Source organism: Saccharopolyspora sp. NPDC002686, from assembly GCF_040295745.1.
Lineage (GTDB): Bacteria > Actinomycetota > Actinomycetes > Mycobacteriales > Pseudonocardiaceae > Saccharopolyspora > Saccharopolyspora oryzae.
This window is the reverse complement of record NZ_JBEOVY010000152.1, coordinates 1-17,213: the sequence shown is the minus strand read 5'-3', so window position 1 is coordinate 17,213 and position 17,213 is coordinate 1. Positions and strand designations below refer to the sequence as shown.

Sequence of the window (17,213 nt, the reverse complement as noted above, 5' to 3'; positions counted from 1 at the left end):
CTTCCTCGACCAGGCGCCGCCGGAGGGCTATGACATCGTGGTCGTCGACCTGCCGGACGAGCGGGCCGACGACGAGGACGGGCAGCACAACCGGCACGCCTACCGCGACCGCGGCGGCGCGGGCCGACGCCTTGTCCCCCAGGGTGTCCAGGACCGCCGGATCCGGGCCCACGAAGTCGACGCCCGCTGCCGCGCAGGCCCGCGCGAATTCCGCGTTCTCCGAAAGGAATCCGTATCCGGGATGCACCGCGTCGGCGCCGGATCGCGCGGCCGCGGCGAGCACCGCCGCGTGATCGAGGTAGGCGGCCGGGCCGGCACCGACCAGCGGCAACGCCTCGTCGGCGGCGTGGACGTGGGGCGTGTCCCCGTCGTCCTCCGCGTACAGGGCGACGGTGTTCACCCTCATCTCGCGCGCGGTGCGCACGACGCGCAGCGCGATCTCACCGCGATTGGCGATCAGCAGCTTCTTCATCGTCACGAACACCTTCGTCTACGCGCGGTCACGGGCGACGGGCAGTTCCGCGGCCCGGTCGAGCAGTTCGCCCTTGCGGACCTTGCCCGTGGCCGTCATCGGCAGCTGCTCGACGAGCACGAAATCGGGCACCTTGTACCCGGCCATGTTGTCCTTCGCCCACGCGCACAGGTCGTCGCTCGTGGCGCCGCCCTCCGACAGCACCACGAAGGCAACTGCCACTTGGCCTTTCGCGCGGTCGGGCCGGGGCACCACCGATACCGACTCGATCGCCGGGTGCAGGCGCAGCAGGGCTTCGACCTCGGACGGGAACACGCTCATCCCGTTGGTCTTGATCATCTCCTTGGCGCGCGCCAGGTAGTGCAGGGCGCCCCACTCGTCGAGCCGGCCGACATCGCCGGTGTGCAGCCACCCGTCGCGGATCGTCTCCGCGGTCGCGTCGGGCCGGCCGTAGTAGCCGGTCAAGATCGACGGGCTCCGCACGATGATCTCCCCCGACGTGCCCACCGGCACGGGATCGCCCGAGTCGTCGACGATCAGGACGTCGGTCCCCGGAACCGGCAGGCCGCAGAACACCGGATCGGCGTGCAGGTCCCGATCGCCGTCCTGGAACCCGAGCGTGAAGGTGTCGGCCGTGTGCGTCTCGGTCATGCCGTACGAGGCCTCCCGCAGGACGCCACCGGTCGCTTCCCGCCACCGCGCCCGGACCTCCGGGGTCAGCTTCAGCACGAACGACACCGCGAGCGCGTTGCGCAGCGACGACAGCCGCGCGCCGTCGAACCCCGGCAGGTCCATCAGCTCCACGTAGTTGTCGACCGTGGCGACCAGGTCGGTCACGCCGTGCCGCTCGACCAGGGACACGGCCGTTGCCGGGTCCCAGCGCGTCATCAGGACGAGCTGCTGGCCGTTCACCAGCGGTTTGAGAACGCCGAAGTCCTCGCCGGCGATCCAGAACACGGGCAGGAAGTTCAGCGACACGACACCGGAATCGCCCACCTGCTTGCCTCCGGCCACGCTGGCGGTCGCGGCCGTGTACACCATGTGCCGCTGGGTGTGCTCGCAGCCCTTCGGCAATCCGGTGGTGCCGCCGGTGTAGTTGAGCGCCGCCAGCGCGTCGGGGTCGCTCGGTCGTGCCTCGGCGCGCGCTGAAGTGCTGATCTCGGCCCAGTCCGACCGCGCAGCGGTGAGGTCGAACGGCACCGCCACGTCGGGCTCGGCAGTGATCAGGTCGGCGAGCCCGGTGAACGCCACGTGCCGCAGGCCCGTGTCGCCGCGCACCGACTCCACGAGGTCGGCGAACGAGTCCTGCGCCAGGAGCACCGTCACCCCGGCGTCCTCCAGCTCGTACCGCAGCTCGTGGCCCCGGAACATGGGGTTGATCGGCACGTGCACCGCGCCCGCCTTGAGGATGCCCACCATCGCGATGAGGAACTGGGGGCAGTTGCCCAGGAACACACCGACCCGGTCGCCCGGCACCACACCCCGTTCGACAAGCCAGCCGGCGAACCGGTCGCTCAGCTCGTCGTATTCGGCGTAGGTGATGTCGCGCCCGTAGAACGAGATCGCGACGGTGTCCGGGCGGGTCGCGGCCCAGTGCCGGAGGTACTCGGGCAGGCCGGGCACCTCGACGGGGTACTCGACGGTGCGCGGCACCTGGTCCGGCCAATTGGCCACCTGCAGTTCGCGCACCTCGGCGAGGGCCGCGTCGCGGCGGGACAACGGCATTCGGTCCTCCTAAGGTTCCGGGCGCGCGTCGGCGGCGATGCCGACCGCGCGCTCGGTCAAGCGGATCTGATCGTTGATGAACCGCTCGCGGTCCTCGCCGGAAGCGTGGCCGAGGCGGGCGGCGCCGTGGACGATCGAATCGATCAGCATCGACACCAACCGCTGGGGCGGCGCGCAGGGATCGATCGCGGCCGGGTCCAGCCCGGACAGGTAGTTGGTGAAGCGGCGCACCAGCCGGCGCCGCAGCGTGCTCCACAGCGCGTCCACTTCGGCATCGACCGCGGCACGGCTGTCGATCATCGCCACGATCGACCCGTTGGCGAAGATGGCCTCGGCGAAGGCGCGGGTGGTCATCCGCAGCACCGCGGCCGGTGGGAGGGACTCGATCCCGTCCAGCTGCTGCGCGGACTCGAGCTCGGCGCAGACCTGCTCGGCGACCGCGAGGAACGCCTCGTCCTTCGAGCGCAGGTAGGCGTAGAACGTGGGCCGCGAAGTCCGGGCCCTGGCCGCGATCAGTTCGACCGTGGTCGCCGGGTATCCGAGGTCGTCGAAGCACGCGGCCGCGGCCGCGATCAGCTCCTCGCGCCGAGGTCCGGACGTCTCCCGGCGATTGGCCCGCGCACGCTCCTGAGCATCACTCGTCGTCACGCCTCGATTGTCTTGGCATCGGTGCTGGCCTCCGGCGCGCACCTGGGAGGAGGACATCGTGCGGCTCCCCTCCGGACTTGCGACGCGTGATCGCCACCACAGTGGTTGACGTTGACGTTCATGTCAATACACCGGTGCAGATCGGCAGACCGACCCGTGCCGCGTGAGGGGTCTCCCCCGGATGTCTCGATCTGCCCTGCGCCACCGAGGAGTCCTGCTACCTTCGAGTCGCCGCCGGCTTGATCGTCGGCGCGCACGGGCGGGCTGGGGACAGACACGACGAACGTTCGACGCTGGGGGCGGAGCGTGCCGGTACTTGCTCGACTTGCTGGGGAACCTGATCACCGCGGCGGGCGACCACGCCGCCGCGGGCAGCTCTGGAAGCTACGGCACCAGGCGTAGGAGCAGTACCGACGCGCAGGGATTCCTCTGATGCCGCAGCGGAATCCCGCCTTCGCGCAGCACCGCCGAGTTCACGACTCGATGACCGAGGAGGAGAACAAGGTGACCGAGACCGATCGCGAGCAGTACGCGCAGTGGCTCCCGATAGAGCAGGAGAACAACCCCCGCCTCGGCCGGGACATCATCTTCGACTACCTCAAGACCGCCGGTGTCGACCGGCTCTACGGAGTTCCCGGCACCAACGAGATCCCGCTGATCGACGGCACCGACGTTCCGGAGAACCAGATCAGGTACGTGCCCTGCCTGCACGAGAACATCGCCCTCGGCGCGGCGATGGGGTACGCGCGCCACCGGCGGACCGACGCCGGCGAGGTCGTGCCCGGCGTGGTCGGATTGCACGTCACCCCGGGAGTCGGCCACGCGCTCGGGAACCTCTTCAACGCGTCCCGGTCGCACATCCCGCTGCTGGTGCTGTGCGGGCAGCAGCACAGCAACCTCCTCATCCAGGAACCGCTCCTGGGATCGGACCTGGTCCAGGTCGCCCAGCAGTACACCAAGTGGGCTTACGAGGTGCGCGGCCCCAACGAGATCGGCATGGCCATGCAGCGCGCGCTGAAGACCGCGCTCGCTCCGCCGATGGGGCCGGTGTTCCTGTCGATCCCGTGGGAGTTCCTGGTGCAGACGGGAGCCGACCCGCAGCGGGGCCGTTTCACCCGGATCGCCCGGGAGTTCCACGCGCAGCCTTCCGAGCTGGACAAGGCTGCCGACCTCCTGGCCAGGTCGCGGTATCCGGTCATCGTCGCCGGTGACGGCGTCGGCGAAGCCGAGGCGTGGCGCGAGCTGCAGGACCTGGCGACGGCCATCGGTGCGCCGGTGTACAACGAGCAGCTCAGCAGCTACCTCAACTACCCCCACCACCTGGCGCATGCGCGGGGCGAGCTGCCGAGCGTCCAGCAGCAGGTCAGGCAGGTCCTGGGGCGGAAGGACCCGGACACGGTGCGGGACACCGCGTTCCTGTGCGGCTTCAACGCGCAGGCCCAGCTCGTGATCTACAACTGGGACGAGGGGCCGCTGATCCCCGGGCACCTGACGCAGGTCTACCTGCACAACGACCCGTGGCAGATCGGCAAGAACCACTACGGAGCGGCGGCGGCCCTGGGCGACATCAAGGACGCCTTGCCCAAGCTCACCGCGGCGGTCAAGACCCACCCCCAGTACGACAGGGTGCACGTGAACGGCCTGAACGAGGAGTTGGCGCAGGAGGACCAGGAACTCGCCGGGGATTTCCAGCAGCGCGCGAAGGAAGTTCCGGGCCAGGGCATCGCTCCCGCGATGCTCGTGGACGTGCTCGACCGGGTTCTGCGGGACCACTCGGTCCACCTGGTCAACGAAGCGTGTTCGGACACCGCGGACTTCCAGCAGGGGCTGTCCTTCGATTCGCCGACCAGCTACATGTCGTCCGAAGGAGGCTCGCTGGGGTACTCGATGCCCGCCAGCCTCGGCGTCGCCGACGCGCTGGCCGGATCCGGTGCGGGCGAGGCGGAGGGCAAGCGGCCCATCGTGGTCAACGCGGTGGGAGACGGATCGGCGCTGTTCTACCTGAACGCGTGGTGGACCGCGGCAAAGTTCCAGCTCCCGGTGCTGTACCTGATCACGAACAACAAGCAGTACAAGACGCTCCGCGTCGGGCTGGACGTCCTGCGGAAGTCCTACGACTGGGAGCCGAGCGGTACGGCCGAGTACCTCGAGCTCGACGGGAATCCCCAGCTGTCGTTCGTGGACCTGGCAGCGGGCTTCGGAGTCGATGGCTGCCTGGTCGATTCCGCGGACGACCTCGAACGGGCGCTGACCAACGCGGTGCGGGTGGTCGACGGGGGCAAGCCCTACGTCGTGGAAGTCCTCACCGACCCGGATCTCCCCGACACGGGCGAGGTCGACATCAGCGCGAACGGGCAGCTCGGCGCGCTGCGAGGAGATGCGGGCCACCGGGTCATCTGGAACTTCGGCCCCGCTTGACGACGTCGTCCCCGCCTGTCGTGCGGCTCGGAACCGGGCCGTGCGGCAGGCGGGGCCTGCTCCCTCACGACGAGGCGCTGATGTCGACGAGGAGGCGTCGGGCCAGCCGCTCCGAGGACTGCGGGTTCTGTCCTGTGTAGAGGTTCCGGTCGACGACTACGTGGGGGCGCAAGGGAATCCGTCCTCTGCTGTACACGACTCCTGCCTCCTTGAGCTTGTCCTCCAGGAGCCACGGCGCCTTCTTCGCGAACCGGTTGAGCAGTTCCTCCCGGTTGGACAGCCCGGTCATCCGGTAGCCGGCGAAGGGTGATGTGCCGTCGGATCCGGTCGCGGCCAAGATCGCGGCCGGCGCGTGGCACAGCAATGCGAGGGGCTTGCCGGATGCCAGCCGGCTCGCCAGCAGGCCGCCGGAAGTCGAGTCGTGGGCGAGGTCTTCCATGGGCCCGTGGCCGCCCGGGTAGAAGACGAGGTCGAACTCGTCGGCATCGACGGCGTCGAGCGCCACCGGGTTCGCCAACGCCGTCTCGATTCCAGCCAAGTAGCGCTTGACCTCGCGCCGCTTCCAAGGTGCTCCACCGGCCAGGCCGAGGCTCAGCTGGTCGAGCGTGGGGGCCTTGCCACCGGGAGTCGCGATGGTGATGTCCCATCCTGCCTCGGAGAAGATCCGGTGCGGCACGGCGACTTCTTCGGCCCAGTAACCCGACGGGTGCACCGAACCGTCGTTCAGCGTCCAGCGGTCCGCCGCCGAGATCACGAACAGGACATCCGTCATCTTTCCGCTCCTCCTGACGCCGTCGTGCAACGACGGTCGGGCCGTCGGACAATGGCACCCGCGAGACATCCGGATCCCCGGATGTGTTTACAGTGCTAACATTAGCCACCGCGCGCACCCGCCGTCAACGCCTCGAACAGGGAAGCCCCCACCCGCAGGCTTCCGCTCGCCGCCACGGATGCGCGCTCAGCCGAATTGCGGCGGACGACGAAAAAGGCACCCCGGCCCCCATGTTGACAGTGCTCACATGTCGCGCTAGCTTCATGTTTACACCGTCCACATTCTGGCGAAGGAGCTGCTCCGATGTCGTCCCCCCAAGGCACGTCTTCGACCGAACACGGCACCGTCGAGGTGGACCTGGGTGGCCGGACGGTCGCCGTGCCGAAGGGCGGTCTCTACGACCGGTACCGGATGAACACCGACCTCGGTGAAATCGCCCGCGATCCTCGCGTCAGCAGCGTGGACTTCTTCCGCGGCATGCCCAAGACCGCGGTCGACTCGCCGATCGGTACGACGTTGACGCCGAACTTCTACTACCGGATCTCCACGGCCCGGCTCACGATGCTCGCGCGGTCCCGCGCGATTCGCGCTCGCCTGCCCGAGGAGCTCGCACCGCTCGAGGTCGTGCCGGGAATCGGGCTGATCTCCGTCATGTTCTTCCGCTACGACGTGTGCGACATCGACTTCTACACCGAGGCGGCCGTCGGGATCGCGGTGCGTCCGGCGCGCCACGGCCGGTTGGGCGCCTTCGACCTCGTTTCCAGCCTCAGCAACGACCACCTGCACTCCTACGTGCTCTCGCTGCCGGTGAGCACCGACATCGCGCAGGTCCGCGGCCACGACGGCTACGGATTTCCCAAGTGGGTCACCGATCTCGACGTCGACATCGACACCCGCCGCACCGTCGCCCGCGTGGCCAACGGATCCGGCGGTACGGACCTGGCGCTGTCCGCAGCGACACCCGCGCAGACCGCGCATCCCAGCGGCGAACGCGTCTCGACGCTGACCGCGTACACCTCGATCGACGGCGCCTGGCACTCGACGCTGAGCCAGACCAACGTACTGGCGTCCGGGAGCACCCGTTCCCCGCGTGGTCTCGACCTCCAGGTCGGCCGCGGCCGCATGGCCGACGACCTGCGATCGCTCAAGCCGATCCGGACCATCCGGTTCGACGTCACCACCGAAGGCCAGCTCGCCCTGCACATGCCGGTCCCCACGTCGGTCCCGAACAGGACCTAGGAACACGCGCAACCGAAGGAGAAGGCGATGTCCGAGATCAAGCCGGTGCTCGAACCGGAGGCAGCCGAATTCGCCAAGGCCACCGACAACCCGCCGTTCCTGTTCCAGCTGCCACCGGCCGAGGGGCGCAAGGTGGTGGACGAGGTCCAGTCGGGCGAGGTCGACAAGCCGGCGATCGACGAGGAGTGGGTCACCGTCGAGGGCGGTCCGACCGGTGCGGTGAACGTCCGGATCGTCAAACCCGCCGGCGCCGGCGGATCGCTGCCGGTGGTGTTCTACATCCACGGCGCGGGCTGGGTGTTCGGCAACGCGCACACCCACGACCGGCTGGTCCGCGAGCTCGCCGTCGGAGCCGAGGCCGCCGTGGTGTTCCCTGAGTACGACCTCTCCCCCGAGGCGAAGTACCCCACCGCGATCGAGCAGAACTACGCGGCCGCGCAGTGGGTGTTCGCCCACGGCGCCGAGAAGGGCCTCGACGCCGCCAAGTTCGCCGCCGTCGGCGACTCGGTGGGCGGGAACATGACCGCCGCGCTGACGCTGATGGCCAAGGAGCGCGGCGACGTCCACATCGGACAGCAGGTGCTGCTCTACCCGGTCACCAACGCCGACTTCGACACGCCCTCCTACCGCCAGTTCGCCGAGCACTACTTCCTGGCCCGCGAGGGCATGCGGTGGTTCTGGGACCAGTACACCGATGACGATTCCCAGCGCGAGGAGATCCACGCGTCACCGCTGCGCGCCTCGACCGACCAGCTCAAGGGGCTTCCTCCGGCCTTGGTGATCACCGCTGAAGCCGACGTGCTGCGCGACGAGGGCGAGGCGTACGCGGCCAAGCTCCGCGAGGCCGGTGTTGCAGTCACCCAGGTGCGGTTCGGGGGCATCATCCACGACTTCATGATGCTCAACGCCCTGCGCTCGACCCACGCCGCGAACGCGGCGATCAAGCTGGCCCAGGACACCCTGCGGGCGGCGCTGCACTGAAACCCGCGCCGCTGGAGGTGGATTCGCCAGGACCACCTCCAGCTCCTCATGCGCGAACAGCACACGGAGTCCTCATGCCCACCAGCCCCGTTGCCACCCCGGCCGTGACCCGCGGCTCCGGCTTGCCCCCATCGCTGACCCCAACCCTGCTCGACCGGTTGACCGCACGAGTCGCGGCCGCAGCAGACGCCGCGAAGGTCACCATCAACGCCCCGTACACCGGTGGGCCGCTGGCCGATCTGCCGGTCTCCACGCCCTCGGACGTCGAGACCGCGTTCGCGCGAGCCCGCCGTGCGCAGGAAACCTGGGCTGCCACGCCCATCCGTGAGCGCAAGAAGATCCTGCTGCGCTTCCACGACCTCGTCCTCCAGCGGCAGGACGAAGCTTTGGACCTGATGCAGGCCGAGAGCGGCAAGACGCGCCGCGACGCGTTCCTCGAAGTCACCGACATCGCCATCACCACGCGGTATTACGCGCGCAGCGCCGCCCAGCTGCTCGCGCCCCGACGGCGCCGCGGCGCGATCCCGCTGCTGACGCACACCACCGAGCTGCGGCACCCCAAGGGCGTGGTCGCGGTCATCTCGCCGTGGAACTACCCGTTGAGCATGGCCGCCGGGGACGCCATCCCAGCGCTCGTCGCCGGAAACGCCGTGGTGCAGAAACCCGACACCCAGACCGCGCTCACCGCGCTCTGGGCCCTCGACCTGATGCGCGAGGCCGGACTGCCCGCGGACGTGTGGCAGATGGTCATCGGGCGAGGCAGCTCCATCGGCGGCGTGCTCATGGACAACGCCGACTACATGATGTTCACCGGTTCCACCGCCACCGGGCGGAAGATCGCGCGCGACGCGGGCGAACGCCTCATCGGCTCCTCGCTCGAACTCGGTGGCAAGAACGCGATGCTCGTGCTCGACGACGCCGACATCGCACGCGCCGCCGACGGCGCCATCGACGCGTGCTTCCCCTCGACCGGCCAGCTCTGCGTTTCGATCGAGCGCATCTACGTCGCCGAGGAGATCTTCGACGCCTTCGTCGCCGAGTTCGTCGCCCGGACCAACGCGCTCCGGCTCGGCGCCGCCTACGACTACAGCGCCGACGTCGGATGCCTGACCAACACGTCCCAACTGGACACCGTCACCGCGCACGTCGACGACGCGGTCGCCAAGGGGGCCACCGTGCTGGCCGGAGGCAGGGCCCGGCCCGAACTCGGGCCGCTGTTCTACGAGCCGACCATCCTCACCGGTGTCACCCCCGACATGACGCTGCACGACCGCGAAACCTTCGGCCCCGTCGTCTCGATCTACCCGTACCGCGACACCGACGAGGCGGTCGCGGGCCAATGCCACGCCCTACGGCCTCAACGCCAGCGTCTGGACCCGCAACGGCGCCAGGGGGCGGGCCGTCGCGGCACGCCTGCGCGCCGGAACCGTCAACGTGAACGAGGCGTTCGCCGCGGCGTGGGGAAGCATCGACGCCCCGATGGGCGGCATGGGCGATTCCGGGCTCGGCCGTCGCCACGGTGCCGACGGCATCCTCAAGTACACCGAGCCCCAAACCGTTGCCCACCAACAGCTCCGAGGCTTCTCCCCGCCCTCCGGTGTCTCGCACGAGACCTGGTCTTCCACCCTGACCGGAGCGCTGAAGTTCCTCAAGCGCATCGGCTCCCGCTGAAGCCCGCCCGAACAGCCGCGAAGGAAGAACAGCAACGATGACACGAGATCGGGCTGCGCCCGAGCCGTCCGCACACGCGCCAGGACTAGCCGGTATCGACGACGGCGGGGCACCCGGTCCGGCTCCAGCCGCTACGACGACGCCGGTGAAGCCTCGAGCATCGCGCGGACCGCGGCGCGGACGCGGTCGTCGACCACCTCGGGAGCAGGGACGTCGAACTTGCCGTCGATGTGCAGGAACGCCAAGCCGTGGACGAGGCCCCACGCGCCCGTCGACAACGCATCCACATCGGCCCCGGGGAACACGCGGCGGACGATGTCGTTGACGTACTTCCAGATCGCTTCGGTCGCGCGAACGCGTTCGTCACTGCTCGAATCGCACGGATCCACGAACATCACCCGGAACAAGGCCGGGTGCGCGAGCGCGAAGCGGACGTAGGCCACCGCGATCTCGGCGAAGTCGTCGGGAGTCACCGGCGACGGGTGCGCCGCGACCAGCTGCTCGGCCAGCTCGCGGTAGCCCTCCGCGGCGACCGCGGAGAGGAGCGCGTCGCGGTCCGCGTAGTGGCGGTAGGGCGCGGTGGCCGACACCCCCGCCCGCCGTGCGACCGCTCGCAGCGACAGCCCGGCATTGCCGCTCTCCTCGAGCAGCTCCCGCGCCGCGCGCAAGCACGCAGCACGCAGATCGCCGTGGTGGTACGTCGTACTCGCTTGCGACACGGATCACCCTCCCAAATGTGTGCAGTGCTCACATCCACTCGGTAATGTAAGCGCTGTACACATTCTAGCCGATCGAGATCGGGAGGTGAACGCAGATGCCGAGCGAGTTGTTCTCACCGCTGCCGCTGCGTTCCGGAGCGGTACTGGGCAACCGGATCGCGAAGGCCGCCATGGAGGAGAACCTGGCCGACGACGGCCAGCTGCCCGGCCACGAGCTGCTGGCGCTGTACCGGCGCTGGGCCGCGGGCGGGGCCGGACTGCTGATCACCGGCAACGTCATGGTCCACGCCGAAGCGCTGACCGGTCCGGCCGGGGTCGTGCTCGACGAGAACTCGCCGCTGGAGCCGTTCACCGAGTGGGCCGCGGCCGCGAAGTCCGGCGGCGGATCGGTGTGGATGCAGATCAACCACCCCGGTCGCCAGGTCGACGCCGCCATGCCCGGCGTCGTGTGGAGCCCGTCCGCGGTCGGCGTCGACCTGGGCCGGCACAGCAAGCGCTTCGGCAGCCCTGTCGCCATGTCCCCGAGCAGATCGAGGCCACGGTGGCCCGGTTCGCCGTCACGGCGGCGCGCGCCGAGCAGGCGGGCTTCGACGGCGTGGAGATCCACGCCGCGCACGGCTACCTGCTGTCGCAGTTCCTGTCTCCGCTGGTCAACCGGCGCACCGACGCCTGGGGCGGATCGCTCGAGAACCGGGCGCGCATGCTGCTGGACGTCGTCCGCGCCGTGCGCGCCGCCGTCTCGCCGACCTTCGCCGTCGCGGTCAAGCTCAACTCCGCCGACTTCCAGCGCGGCGGGTTCGACGCCGACGACGCGCGGCAGGTGATCGCCATGCTCGACGCGCTCGGCGTCGACTTGGTGGAGCTCTCCGGCGGCAGCTACGAGAGCCCCGCGATGTCCGGCCGCCCGGCCGACGAACGCACCCGGGCCCGCGAGGCCTACTTCCTGGACCTGGCTAGGGACCTCGTCCGGACCAGTCCCCTCCCCCTGATGCTCACGGGCGGCATCACCCGACGCGACACCGCCGACGAGGTCCTCGCCAGCGGCGTGGCGCTCATCGGGATGGGCACCGCCCTCGCCGTCACCCCGGACCTGCCCGACCGCTGGCGGCAAGGGCGCGAAGCCGAGCAGCGGCTGCGGCCGGTGACCTGGTCCGACAAAGCTCTCGCCGCCGCGGCCGGCATGGCGCTCGTGCGCCACCAGATGCGCCGGATCGCCGGCGGAAGGGCGCCGAGGCCCAACACCCACCCCGCCTACGCCCTCGCCTGCGAACGCCGCCAGCAGCGCCAGGCGCTACGCCGCTACCGCGCCTGGCTGCCCGCGCACACCGACCTCGCGGCGAAGAAGCGGGCCGCGTAGCCGAGCGGTGCGGGTGTTCCCCGATCGCACGCGGAGCACCCGCAACGCGGGCTCAGCGGAAGACCAGGCCACCGTCGATGAGCCCGGCCTGGCCCGTCATGTAGTCGGAGTCCGGGCCCGCCAGGTAGGAGACGAAGGCCGCGACGTCCTCGGGGGTCTGGGCGCGGCCGAGCGCGATGCCGTCGACGAACTTCGCGTAGGTCTCGCCCTCGTCGGCCCCGGTCAGCTCGGCGAAGCGCTTGTCGATCTCGACCCACATGTCCGTGCCGACGACACCCGGGCAATAGGCGTTGACCGTGATCCCCTTCGCCGCGAGCTCCTTCGCCGCGGCCTGGGTGAGGGCGCGGACCGCGAACTTCGTGGCGCTGTAGGCGCCCAGCATCGCGAACCCCTCGTGCCCGGCGATCGACGAAGCGTTGATGATCTTCCCGCGCACGCCCCGCTTCTGGAACGAGGCGGCTGCCGCCTGGATGCCCCACAGCACGCCGTTGACGTTGACCGCGAACAGCCGTTGCAGCTCGTCCGCCGACACGTCGGTCACGGGGCCCACCAGGGCGATGCCCGCGTTGTTGACGACGACGTCGAGTCCACCCAACTCGGCCACCGCCGAGTCCACCGCCCCGAAGACCGCGTCCCGGTCCGTCACGTCGGCGGCCAGCGCCACCGCTCTGCGACCGGCCTCCCGGACCTCAGCGGCGGTGCCCTCCGGCGCGGACAGATCGACCAGCGCCAGGTCGAAGCCGTCGGCCGCGAGCCTCCGTGCGATGCCCGCGCCGATCCCGCGCGCCGCTCCCGTCACCAGCGCGACACTGCTGTCAGCCATGCGTCCGCTCCCTCCCGGTCGGTCGGCAGCCCGGTCGGCCACACCACTCCGGTATAGATGACCGGCGCCGACGACCGACAGGGTTGCACCCCGTTGCAACGGCCACCACCGGGTCGCGGGCGGACCGAACCACTCGATCAGGGCCACCGGAGCATCCACATAGGACACGCTCCGGGTCCGCCGCCGTCTCGTGGATTCCGGCGGCGTCCCGCCCGGCGACCGGAAGCCCAGTAATCTCCGGCCAGATCCGCCGCTTCGGACGCCGGATCGGACATGTCGTCGAACGAGGAGGCAGAACACCCGTGACTACCGTCAGCGGAACAACGGTGGACATCCCCACCCCGGACGGCGTCGCCGACGCCTACGTCGCTCATCCGGACAGCGGCGGCCCGCACCCCGCGGTCCTGCTCTACATGGACGCCTTCGGGGTGCGACCGCACCTCAAGAAGATGGCCGACCGCCTCGCCGCCGCCGGCTACACCGTCGTGGTGCCCAACGTCGTCTACCGCGCCGGGCGCGCGCCGGTGTTCGACCTGCCGGAGTTCATCGACGTCGAGAGCCGTCCCGACCTCTTCCAGCAGATCGTCCCGGTCGTGCAGGCCCTGACCCCGGAGCTCGCCATGCGCGACGCGGGCGCCTACCTGGACTGGATCGCGAACTTCGACCAGGCCGCCGACGGCCCGGTGGGCCTCACCGGCTACTGCATGGGTGCCGCCCTCGCGCTGCGCACCGCGGGGACCTACCCGGAGCGCGTCGCCGCGGCCGGCGGTTTCCACGGCGGACACCTGGCCACCGAAGACCCGGACAGCCCGCACCTGGTCGCCGACCGGGTCACCGCCGAGCTGTACTTCGGCCACTCCGACAACGACCACTCCCTCCCGCCGGAGCAGATCGAACGCCTGGAGAAGGCCCTCACCGACGCCGGCGTGCGCCACACCTGCGAGGTCTACCCGGGCTCCCACGGCTACACCCAAGCGGACACCGCCGCCTACCACGAGGAATCCGCGGAACGCCACTGGAAGGCCCTCCTGGACCTCTTCGCCCGCAACCTCCGCGGCTGACGCGCTTCCGGCCGATCGGCCCGTCCACGGCCCCGGATGGGCCGATCACGCCGACAAGAACTCGATCCGCGTTTGGTGATCTGACGCTCTCAGAGCCTGTCTTCGATCCTCGTTTTGTCTTTGATGCGCCGCAGGCGCATAGCCCACCCTCGGCGCTTGCACCGCCGCGGGTTCTCAGCGTTCGCCTGGCGAGGACGGCCCAGCCGCCGTGTATTGGCGCATACATAAGGGTGGGCACCCGCAGTCCAGGCGGGCGCTGGGGTTCCGCTACCCGCACCGCCACGCAGAACGAGCGAATACAAGAAATCAGACCTGGTCGAGATCTGTTCGGGCTTCTGGACCGGACATGACCGAGCTTCGCTTGAGCGGGTGGATCACCAGGGAGGCTTCGATCGACTGGACGCTCGGGCCCCAGCTCCGCGAGCTGGTGAACTCGTGCAGTGCCGCCCGGTTCGGCAGGGTGACGTCGACCAGCAGCTGGTGCGGCCCTGCCACGGCGGCCGCGTAGCGCACCAGCGGGGATTCGACCAGTTCTTCCCCGACGCGGTCCACGGAATCGGGTGCGGCGCGGATCCAGCACAGCGCTTCCACCGGCAGTCCCAGCAAGGCGGGCTCGACGACCGCGCGGAAGTACAGCAGCCCTTCCTTGCGCAGGAAGTCCACCTTCCGCCGGGCCGTCGCCTCCGACACCCCCGCCAGCCGGCCCAGCTCCTCGTTCGTGCGCCGGCCGTCCTCGATCAGCGCCCGCACGATGGTGCGGCTCGCCGAGTCGAGGCGGGCCGGTTCTTCCGCCAGGTCGATCGACCGCTGCGGCCCGTCGTCGCTGAGCGCTGCGATCTCGGCGTCGCTCAGGATGCCCGGACGCCAGTCGTGCACCGTGCTGTAGTAGCGCGTGATCGGGTACGTCAGCAGCTGCTGCAGCCCGGGGGTGCCGGGCAGTTCGTCGAGCAGCAGCGTGCTGAGCCGGTCCGGCGGGCACATCAGCTCGGCGACGCAGTCCGCGACACCGGTGGTGACGTAGGTGAACACCACTTCCGGGCGATGGGCCAGCGCGGCGGCCGCTGCCTTGACCGTCATCGGCAGGCAGCGCGCCGCCAGGATCACCGGTTCCGCGCCCACGATCCTGCTCCGGGCCGGAGTTCCCGTGATCACCACCCGACCGGCGGCGAGCAGGTGGGCGCCGCGCCGGGCCACGGTCCGCTCCTGCTCGCCGAGCGCGAGCGCGATCTTGCGCCACGGCGCGCGGCCGTCGACCTGCAGCGCGGCGACGATCCGCCGGTCCAGGGCGTCAAGACCCGGTCGGCCATCTGACGACATGCGCCACAGCATCGACCGATTTCGTCATCCTGACAAGAGTCGTTGTCGACAAGCGCCAGGAACCCGATGCTTGCCGGACCTGCGTGTGACGCAGACCGCGACGAGGAGGTTCCCGGTGGCCAGGGCGGAACAGCACTCGACCATCCCCCACGCGCCCGACCGGCCGGCGCCGGACGCGACGCCGAACCGCTGGCGCGTCATCGTCGGCGCGGGCGTCGGCAACGCGCTCGAGTGGTACGACTGGACGGTCTACGCGATCTTCGCGCCGTTCTTCGCCTCCCAGTTCTTCCACGAGGGCAACCCGGCGTCGGCGCTGCTGTCGACGCTCGCCGTGTTCGCGGTCGGCTTCCTGATGCGGCCGCTGGGCGGGCTGTTCTTCGGCTGGCTCGCCGACCGGCGTGGCCGCCGGTCGGCGATGGTCACCGCGATGATCATCACCGCGGTCGGCAGCCTGCTCATCGGGGTCTCGCCGACCTACCCCGCCGTGGGCGTGCTCGCGTCGGTGCTGCTCGTCCTCGCCCGGCTGGGCCAGGGCTTCGGGCTCGGCGGCGAGATCGGCGGCTCGCACGTCTACCTCGCCGAGATGGCGCCGCGCCGCCGACGCGGCCTCTGGTGCAGCAGCATGTACATCGCGATCACCTGCGGCGTGCTCGCCGCGACCCTGCTCGCCGCCGTGCTCACCACCGCGCTGGGCAAGCAGGCGATGACGGCGTGGGGCTGGCGGCTGCCGTTCCTCCTCGGCGCCGTGCTCGGCTTCTACGCGATCTTCCTGCGGCGTGGGTTGCAGGAGACCGACGCCTATGTCAAGGACAAGCAGGACACGAGCCGGACGTCGGTGCTGCGCGGCGTCTGGAGCAACCGGCGGGCGGCGTGGAAGGTGGTCGGGCTGACCATCGGCGGCACCGTCGCGTACTACACGTGGTCGGTTTCGGCCACCAGCTACGCGATCAACGCCAAGGGCATCGACGCGCAGCAAGCCCTGTGGGCGGGCGTCGTGGCGAACCTGGTCTTCATCGCCGCCCTCCCGCTGTGGGGCGCGCTGTCCGACCGGTGGGGGCGCAAGCCCAACCTGTTCCTCTTCCCGATCGCGCTCGGCGCGCTGACCTTCCCGCTGACCGGTCTGATCCAGGATTCCGCGTGGCAGCTGGCGGTTTCGATGTCCGTCGCGCTGTTCGTGCTTGGCTCGGTCACCTCCATCGCGCCCGCGTTCAACGCCGAGCTCTTCCCCACCCGGGTGCGCGCGACCGGGTTCGCGTTCCCGTACTCGCTGGCCGTCGCGGTGTTCGGCGGGACCGCACCGTACCTGCAGACGTTCTTGGCGTCCCACGGGCTCGGCTACCTGTTCACCCTGTACTCGATCGCCTTGCTGGCGATCAGCTTCCTCACCGCGTTCACGGTGAAGGAGACCAAGGGCATCGAGCTCGAATGACCCGTCCCGACGCACGAGGAAATGAGCCTGCAGTGACCAGCGAGCTATGCGATCTGACCGCCCGCGACCAGGCCGCGGCGCTGCGGCGCCGGGACGTCTCGGCGCGCGAACTCGTCGCGGCCCACCTGGACCGGATCGAGCGGTCCAACGGCGAGGTCAACGCCGTCGTGACGCTGGTGCCCGAACGCGCGCTCGCGGAAGCCGACGCCGCGGACGCCCGCCTCGCCGCCGGCGAACCGGTCGGCCCGCTGCACGGCATTCCCGTGGCCCACAAGGACACCCACCGCACCGCGGGGATCCGGACCACCTTCGGCAGCCGGCTGCTCGCCGACAACGTGCCCGCCGAGGACGAACTCGTGGTGAGCCGGATGCGGACGGCCGGGGCGATCACCCTCGGCAAGACCAACACCCCGGAGTTCGGCGCGGGCTCGCACACCTTCAACGAGGTCTTCGGCGCCACCCGCAACCCCTACCACCTGGGACGCAGCGCTGGCGGGAGCAGCGGGGGCGCCGCCGCGGGCCTCGCCGCCGGCATGCACGCACTGGCCGACGGCAGCGACATGGGCGGTTCTCTGCGCAAC

14 protein-coding genes and 2 pseudogenes are annotated in these 17,213 nt (G+C 70.2%); 9 read left to right on the top strand and 7 right to left on the bottom strand.

Features of this window, described 5'->3' with window-relative positions:
* The 3 genes from ABTZ89_RS20540 to ABTZ89_RS20530 all read right to left on the bottom strand — a co-directional run.
* Nucleotides 1-472: biotin carboxylase N-terminal domain-containing protein (locus ABTZ89_RS20540; protein ID WP_351046976.1), on the bottom strand; the 472-nt coding region annotated here is incomplete at its 3' end.
* Between the two features lie 18 nt (nt 473-490).
* Nucleotides 491-2,197, bottom strand: a complete 1,707-nt coding sequence (locus tag ABTZ89_RS20535) for an AMP-binding protein (RefSeq protein WP_351046973.1) — start codon at nt 2,195-2,197, stop codon at nt 491-493.
* Nucleotides 2,198-2,206: 9 nt separating this feature from the next.
* The gene (locus ABTZ89_RS20530; RefSeq protein ID WP_270946484.1) at nt 2,207-2,845 is read right to left on the bottom strand and encodes a TetR/AcrR family transcriptional regulator; all 639 of its coding nucleotides are present in this window, start codon (nt 2,843-2,845) and stop codon (nt 2,207-2,209) included.
* Between the two features lie 432 nt (nt 2,846-3,277).
* Here ABTZ89_RS20530 and ABTZ89_RS20525 point away from each other — a divergent pair, with 432 nt between their 5' ends.
* Nucleotides 3,278-5,263, top strand: coding sequence for a thiamine pyrophosphate-binding protein (locus ABTZ89_RS20525; protein ID WP_351046969.1), 1,986 nt, complete (start codon nt 3,278-3,280; stop codon nt 5,261-5,263).
* Nucleotides 5,264-5,327: 64 nt separating this feature from the next.
* Here the strand turns inward: ABTZ89_RS20525 and ABTZ89_RS20520 are convergent, their stop codons facing one another.
* The gene (locus ABTZ89_RS20520) at nt 5,328-6,035 is read right to left on the bottom strand and encodes a type 1 glutamine amidotransferase domain-containing protein (RefSeq protein WP_351046966.1); all 708 of its coding nucleotides are present in this window, start codon (nt 6,033-6,035) and stop codon (nt 5,328-5,330) included.
* A 303-nt stretch (nt 6,036-6,338) separates the two neighbouring features.
* On the opposite strand from ABTZ89_RS20520, the gene ABTZ89_RS20515 reads away from it, so the two are divergent.
* The 3 genes and pseudogenes from ABTZ89_RS20515 to ABTZ89_RS20505 all read left to right on the top strand — a co-directional run bounded on the left by ABTZ89_RS20515 (nt 6,339) and on the right by ABTZ89_RS20505 (nt 9,926).
* Nucleotides 6,339-7,274, top strand: a complete 936-nt coding sequence (locus ABTZ89_RS20515; protein ID WP_351046963.1) for an acetoacetate decarboxylase family protein — start codon at nt 6,339-6,341, stop codon at nt 7,272-7,274.
* Between the two features lie 27 nt (nt 7,275-7,301).
* Nucleotides 7,302-8,255, top strand: coding sequence for an alpha/beta hydrolase (locus ABTZ89_RS20510; RefSeq protein ID WP_351046960.1), 954 nt, complete (start codon nt 7,302-7,304; stop codon nt 8,253-8,255).
* A gap of 74 nt (nt 8,256-8,329) precedes the next feature.
* Nucleotides 8,330-9,926, top strand: a pseudogene (locus ABTZ89_RS20505) (succinic semialdehyde dehydrogenase).
* Nucleotides 9,927-10,057: 131 nt separating this feature from the next.
* On the opposite strand, the gene ABTZ89_RS20500 reads toward ABTZ89_RS20505, so the two are convergent.
* Nucleotides 10,058-10,645: a TetR/AcrR family transcriptional regulator gene (locus ABTZ89_RS20500; RefSeq protein WP_351046957.1), complete on the bottom strand. Its 588-nt coding sequence runs from the start codon at nt 10,643-10,645 to the stop codon at nt 10,058-10,060.
* A 95-nt stretch (nt 10,646-10,740) separates the two neighbouring features.
* On the opposite strand from ABTZ89_RS20500, the pseudogene ABTZ89_RS20495 reads away from it, so the two are divergent.
* Nucleotides 10,741-11,016: pseudogene (locus ABTZ89_RS20495) on the top strand (2,4-dienoyl-CoA reductase); the annotation flags it as partial.
* Between the two features lie 170 nt (nt 11,017-11,186).
* On the top strand, nt 11,187-12,002 hold the full coding sequence (locus ABTZ89_RS20490) for an oxidoreductase (RefSeq protein WP_351046954.1): 816 nt from the start codon (nt 11,187-11,189) through the stop codon (nt 12,000-12,002).
* A 52-nt stretch (nt 12,003-12,054) separates the two neighbouring features.
* On the opposite strand, the gene ABTZ89_RS20485 is transcribed toward ABTZ89_RS20490, so the two are convergent.
* Nucleotides 12,055-12,825 (bottom strand): acetoin reductase, encoded by a 771-nt coding sequence (locus tag ABTZ89_RS20485; protein ID WP_351046951.1) that lies wholly within the window; start codon nt 12,823-12,825, stop codon nt 12,055-12,057.
* 302 nt (nt 12,826-13,127) lie between these two features.
* Here ABTZ89_RS20485 and ABTZ89_RS20480 point away from each other — a divergent pair, with 302 nt between their 5' ends.
* Nucleotides 13,128-13,886 (top strand): dienelactone hydrolase family protein, encoded by a 759-nt coding sequence (locus ABTZ89_RS20480; protein WP_351046949.1) that lies wholly within the window; start codon nt 13,128-13,130, stop codon nt 13,884-13,886.
* A gap of 306 nt (nt 13,887-14,192) precedes the next feature.
* Here the strand turns inward: ABTZ89_RS20480 and ABTZ89_RS20475 are convergent, their stop codons facing one another.
* Nucleotides 14,193-15,203: an Lrp/AsnC family transcriptional regulator gene (locus ABTZ89_RS20475; RefSeq protein ID WP_351046947.1), complete on the bottom strand. Its 1,011-nt coding sequence runs from the start codon at nt 15,201-15,203 to the stop codon at nt 14,193-14,195.
* 115 nt (nt 15,204-15,318) lie between these two features.
* On the opposite strand from ABTZ89_RS20475, the gene ABTZ89_RS20470 reads away from it, so the two are divergent.
* Together ABTZ89_RS20470 and ABTZ89_RS20465 are read left to right on the top strand one after the other, a co-directional pair.
* Complete coding sequence (locus ABTZ89_RS20470) at nt 15,319-16,632, top strand: MFS transporter (protein ID WP_351046944.1); 1,314 nt, start codon at nt 15,319-15,321, stop codon at nt 16,630-16,632.
* On the top strand, nt 16,629-17,213 hold a 585-nt coding region (locus ABTZ89_RS20465), incomplete at its 3' end, for an amidase family protein (RefSeq protein ID WP_502949571.1). The genes ABTZ89_RS20470 and ABTZ89_RS20465, both read left to right, overlap by 4 nt.

Bases quoted from the DNA above. Each gene is read 5' to 3' on its own strand.
- ABTZ89_RS20535 (WP_351046973.1), bottom strand. From the start codon at position 2,197: ATGCCGTTGTCCCGCCGCGACGCGGCCCTCGCCGAGGTGCGCGAACTG.
- ABTZ89_RS20525 (WP_351046969.1), top strand. From the start codon at position 3,278: ATGCCGCAGCGGAATCCCGCCTTCGCGCAGCACCGCCGAGTTCACGAC.
- ABTZ89_RS20520 (WP_351046966.1), bottom strand. From the start codon at position 6,035: ATGACGGATGTCCTGTTCGTGATCTCGGCGGCGGACCGCTGGACGCTG.
- ABTZ89_RS20515 (WP_351046963.1), top strand. From the start codon at position 6,339: ATGTCGTCCCCCCAAGGCACGTCTTCGACCGAACACGGCACCGTCGAG.
- ABTZ89_RS20510 (WP_351046960.1), top strand. From the start codon at position 7,302: ATGTCCGAGATCAAGCCGGTGCTCGAACCGGAGGCAGCCGAATTCGCC.
- ABTZ89_RS20485 (WP_351046951.1), bottom strand. From the start codon at position 12,825: ATGGCTGACAGCAGTGTCGCGCTGGTGACGGGAGCGGCGCGCGGGATC.
- ABTZ89_RS20475 (WP_351046947.1), bottom strand. From the start codon at position 15,203: ATGTCGTCAGATGGCCGACCGGGTCTTGACGCCCTGGACCGGCGGATC.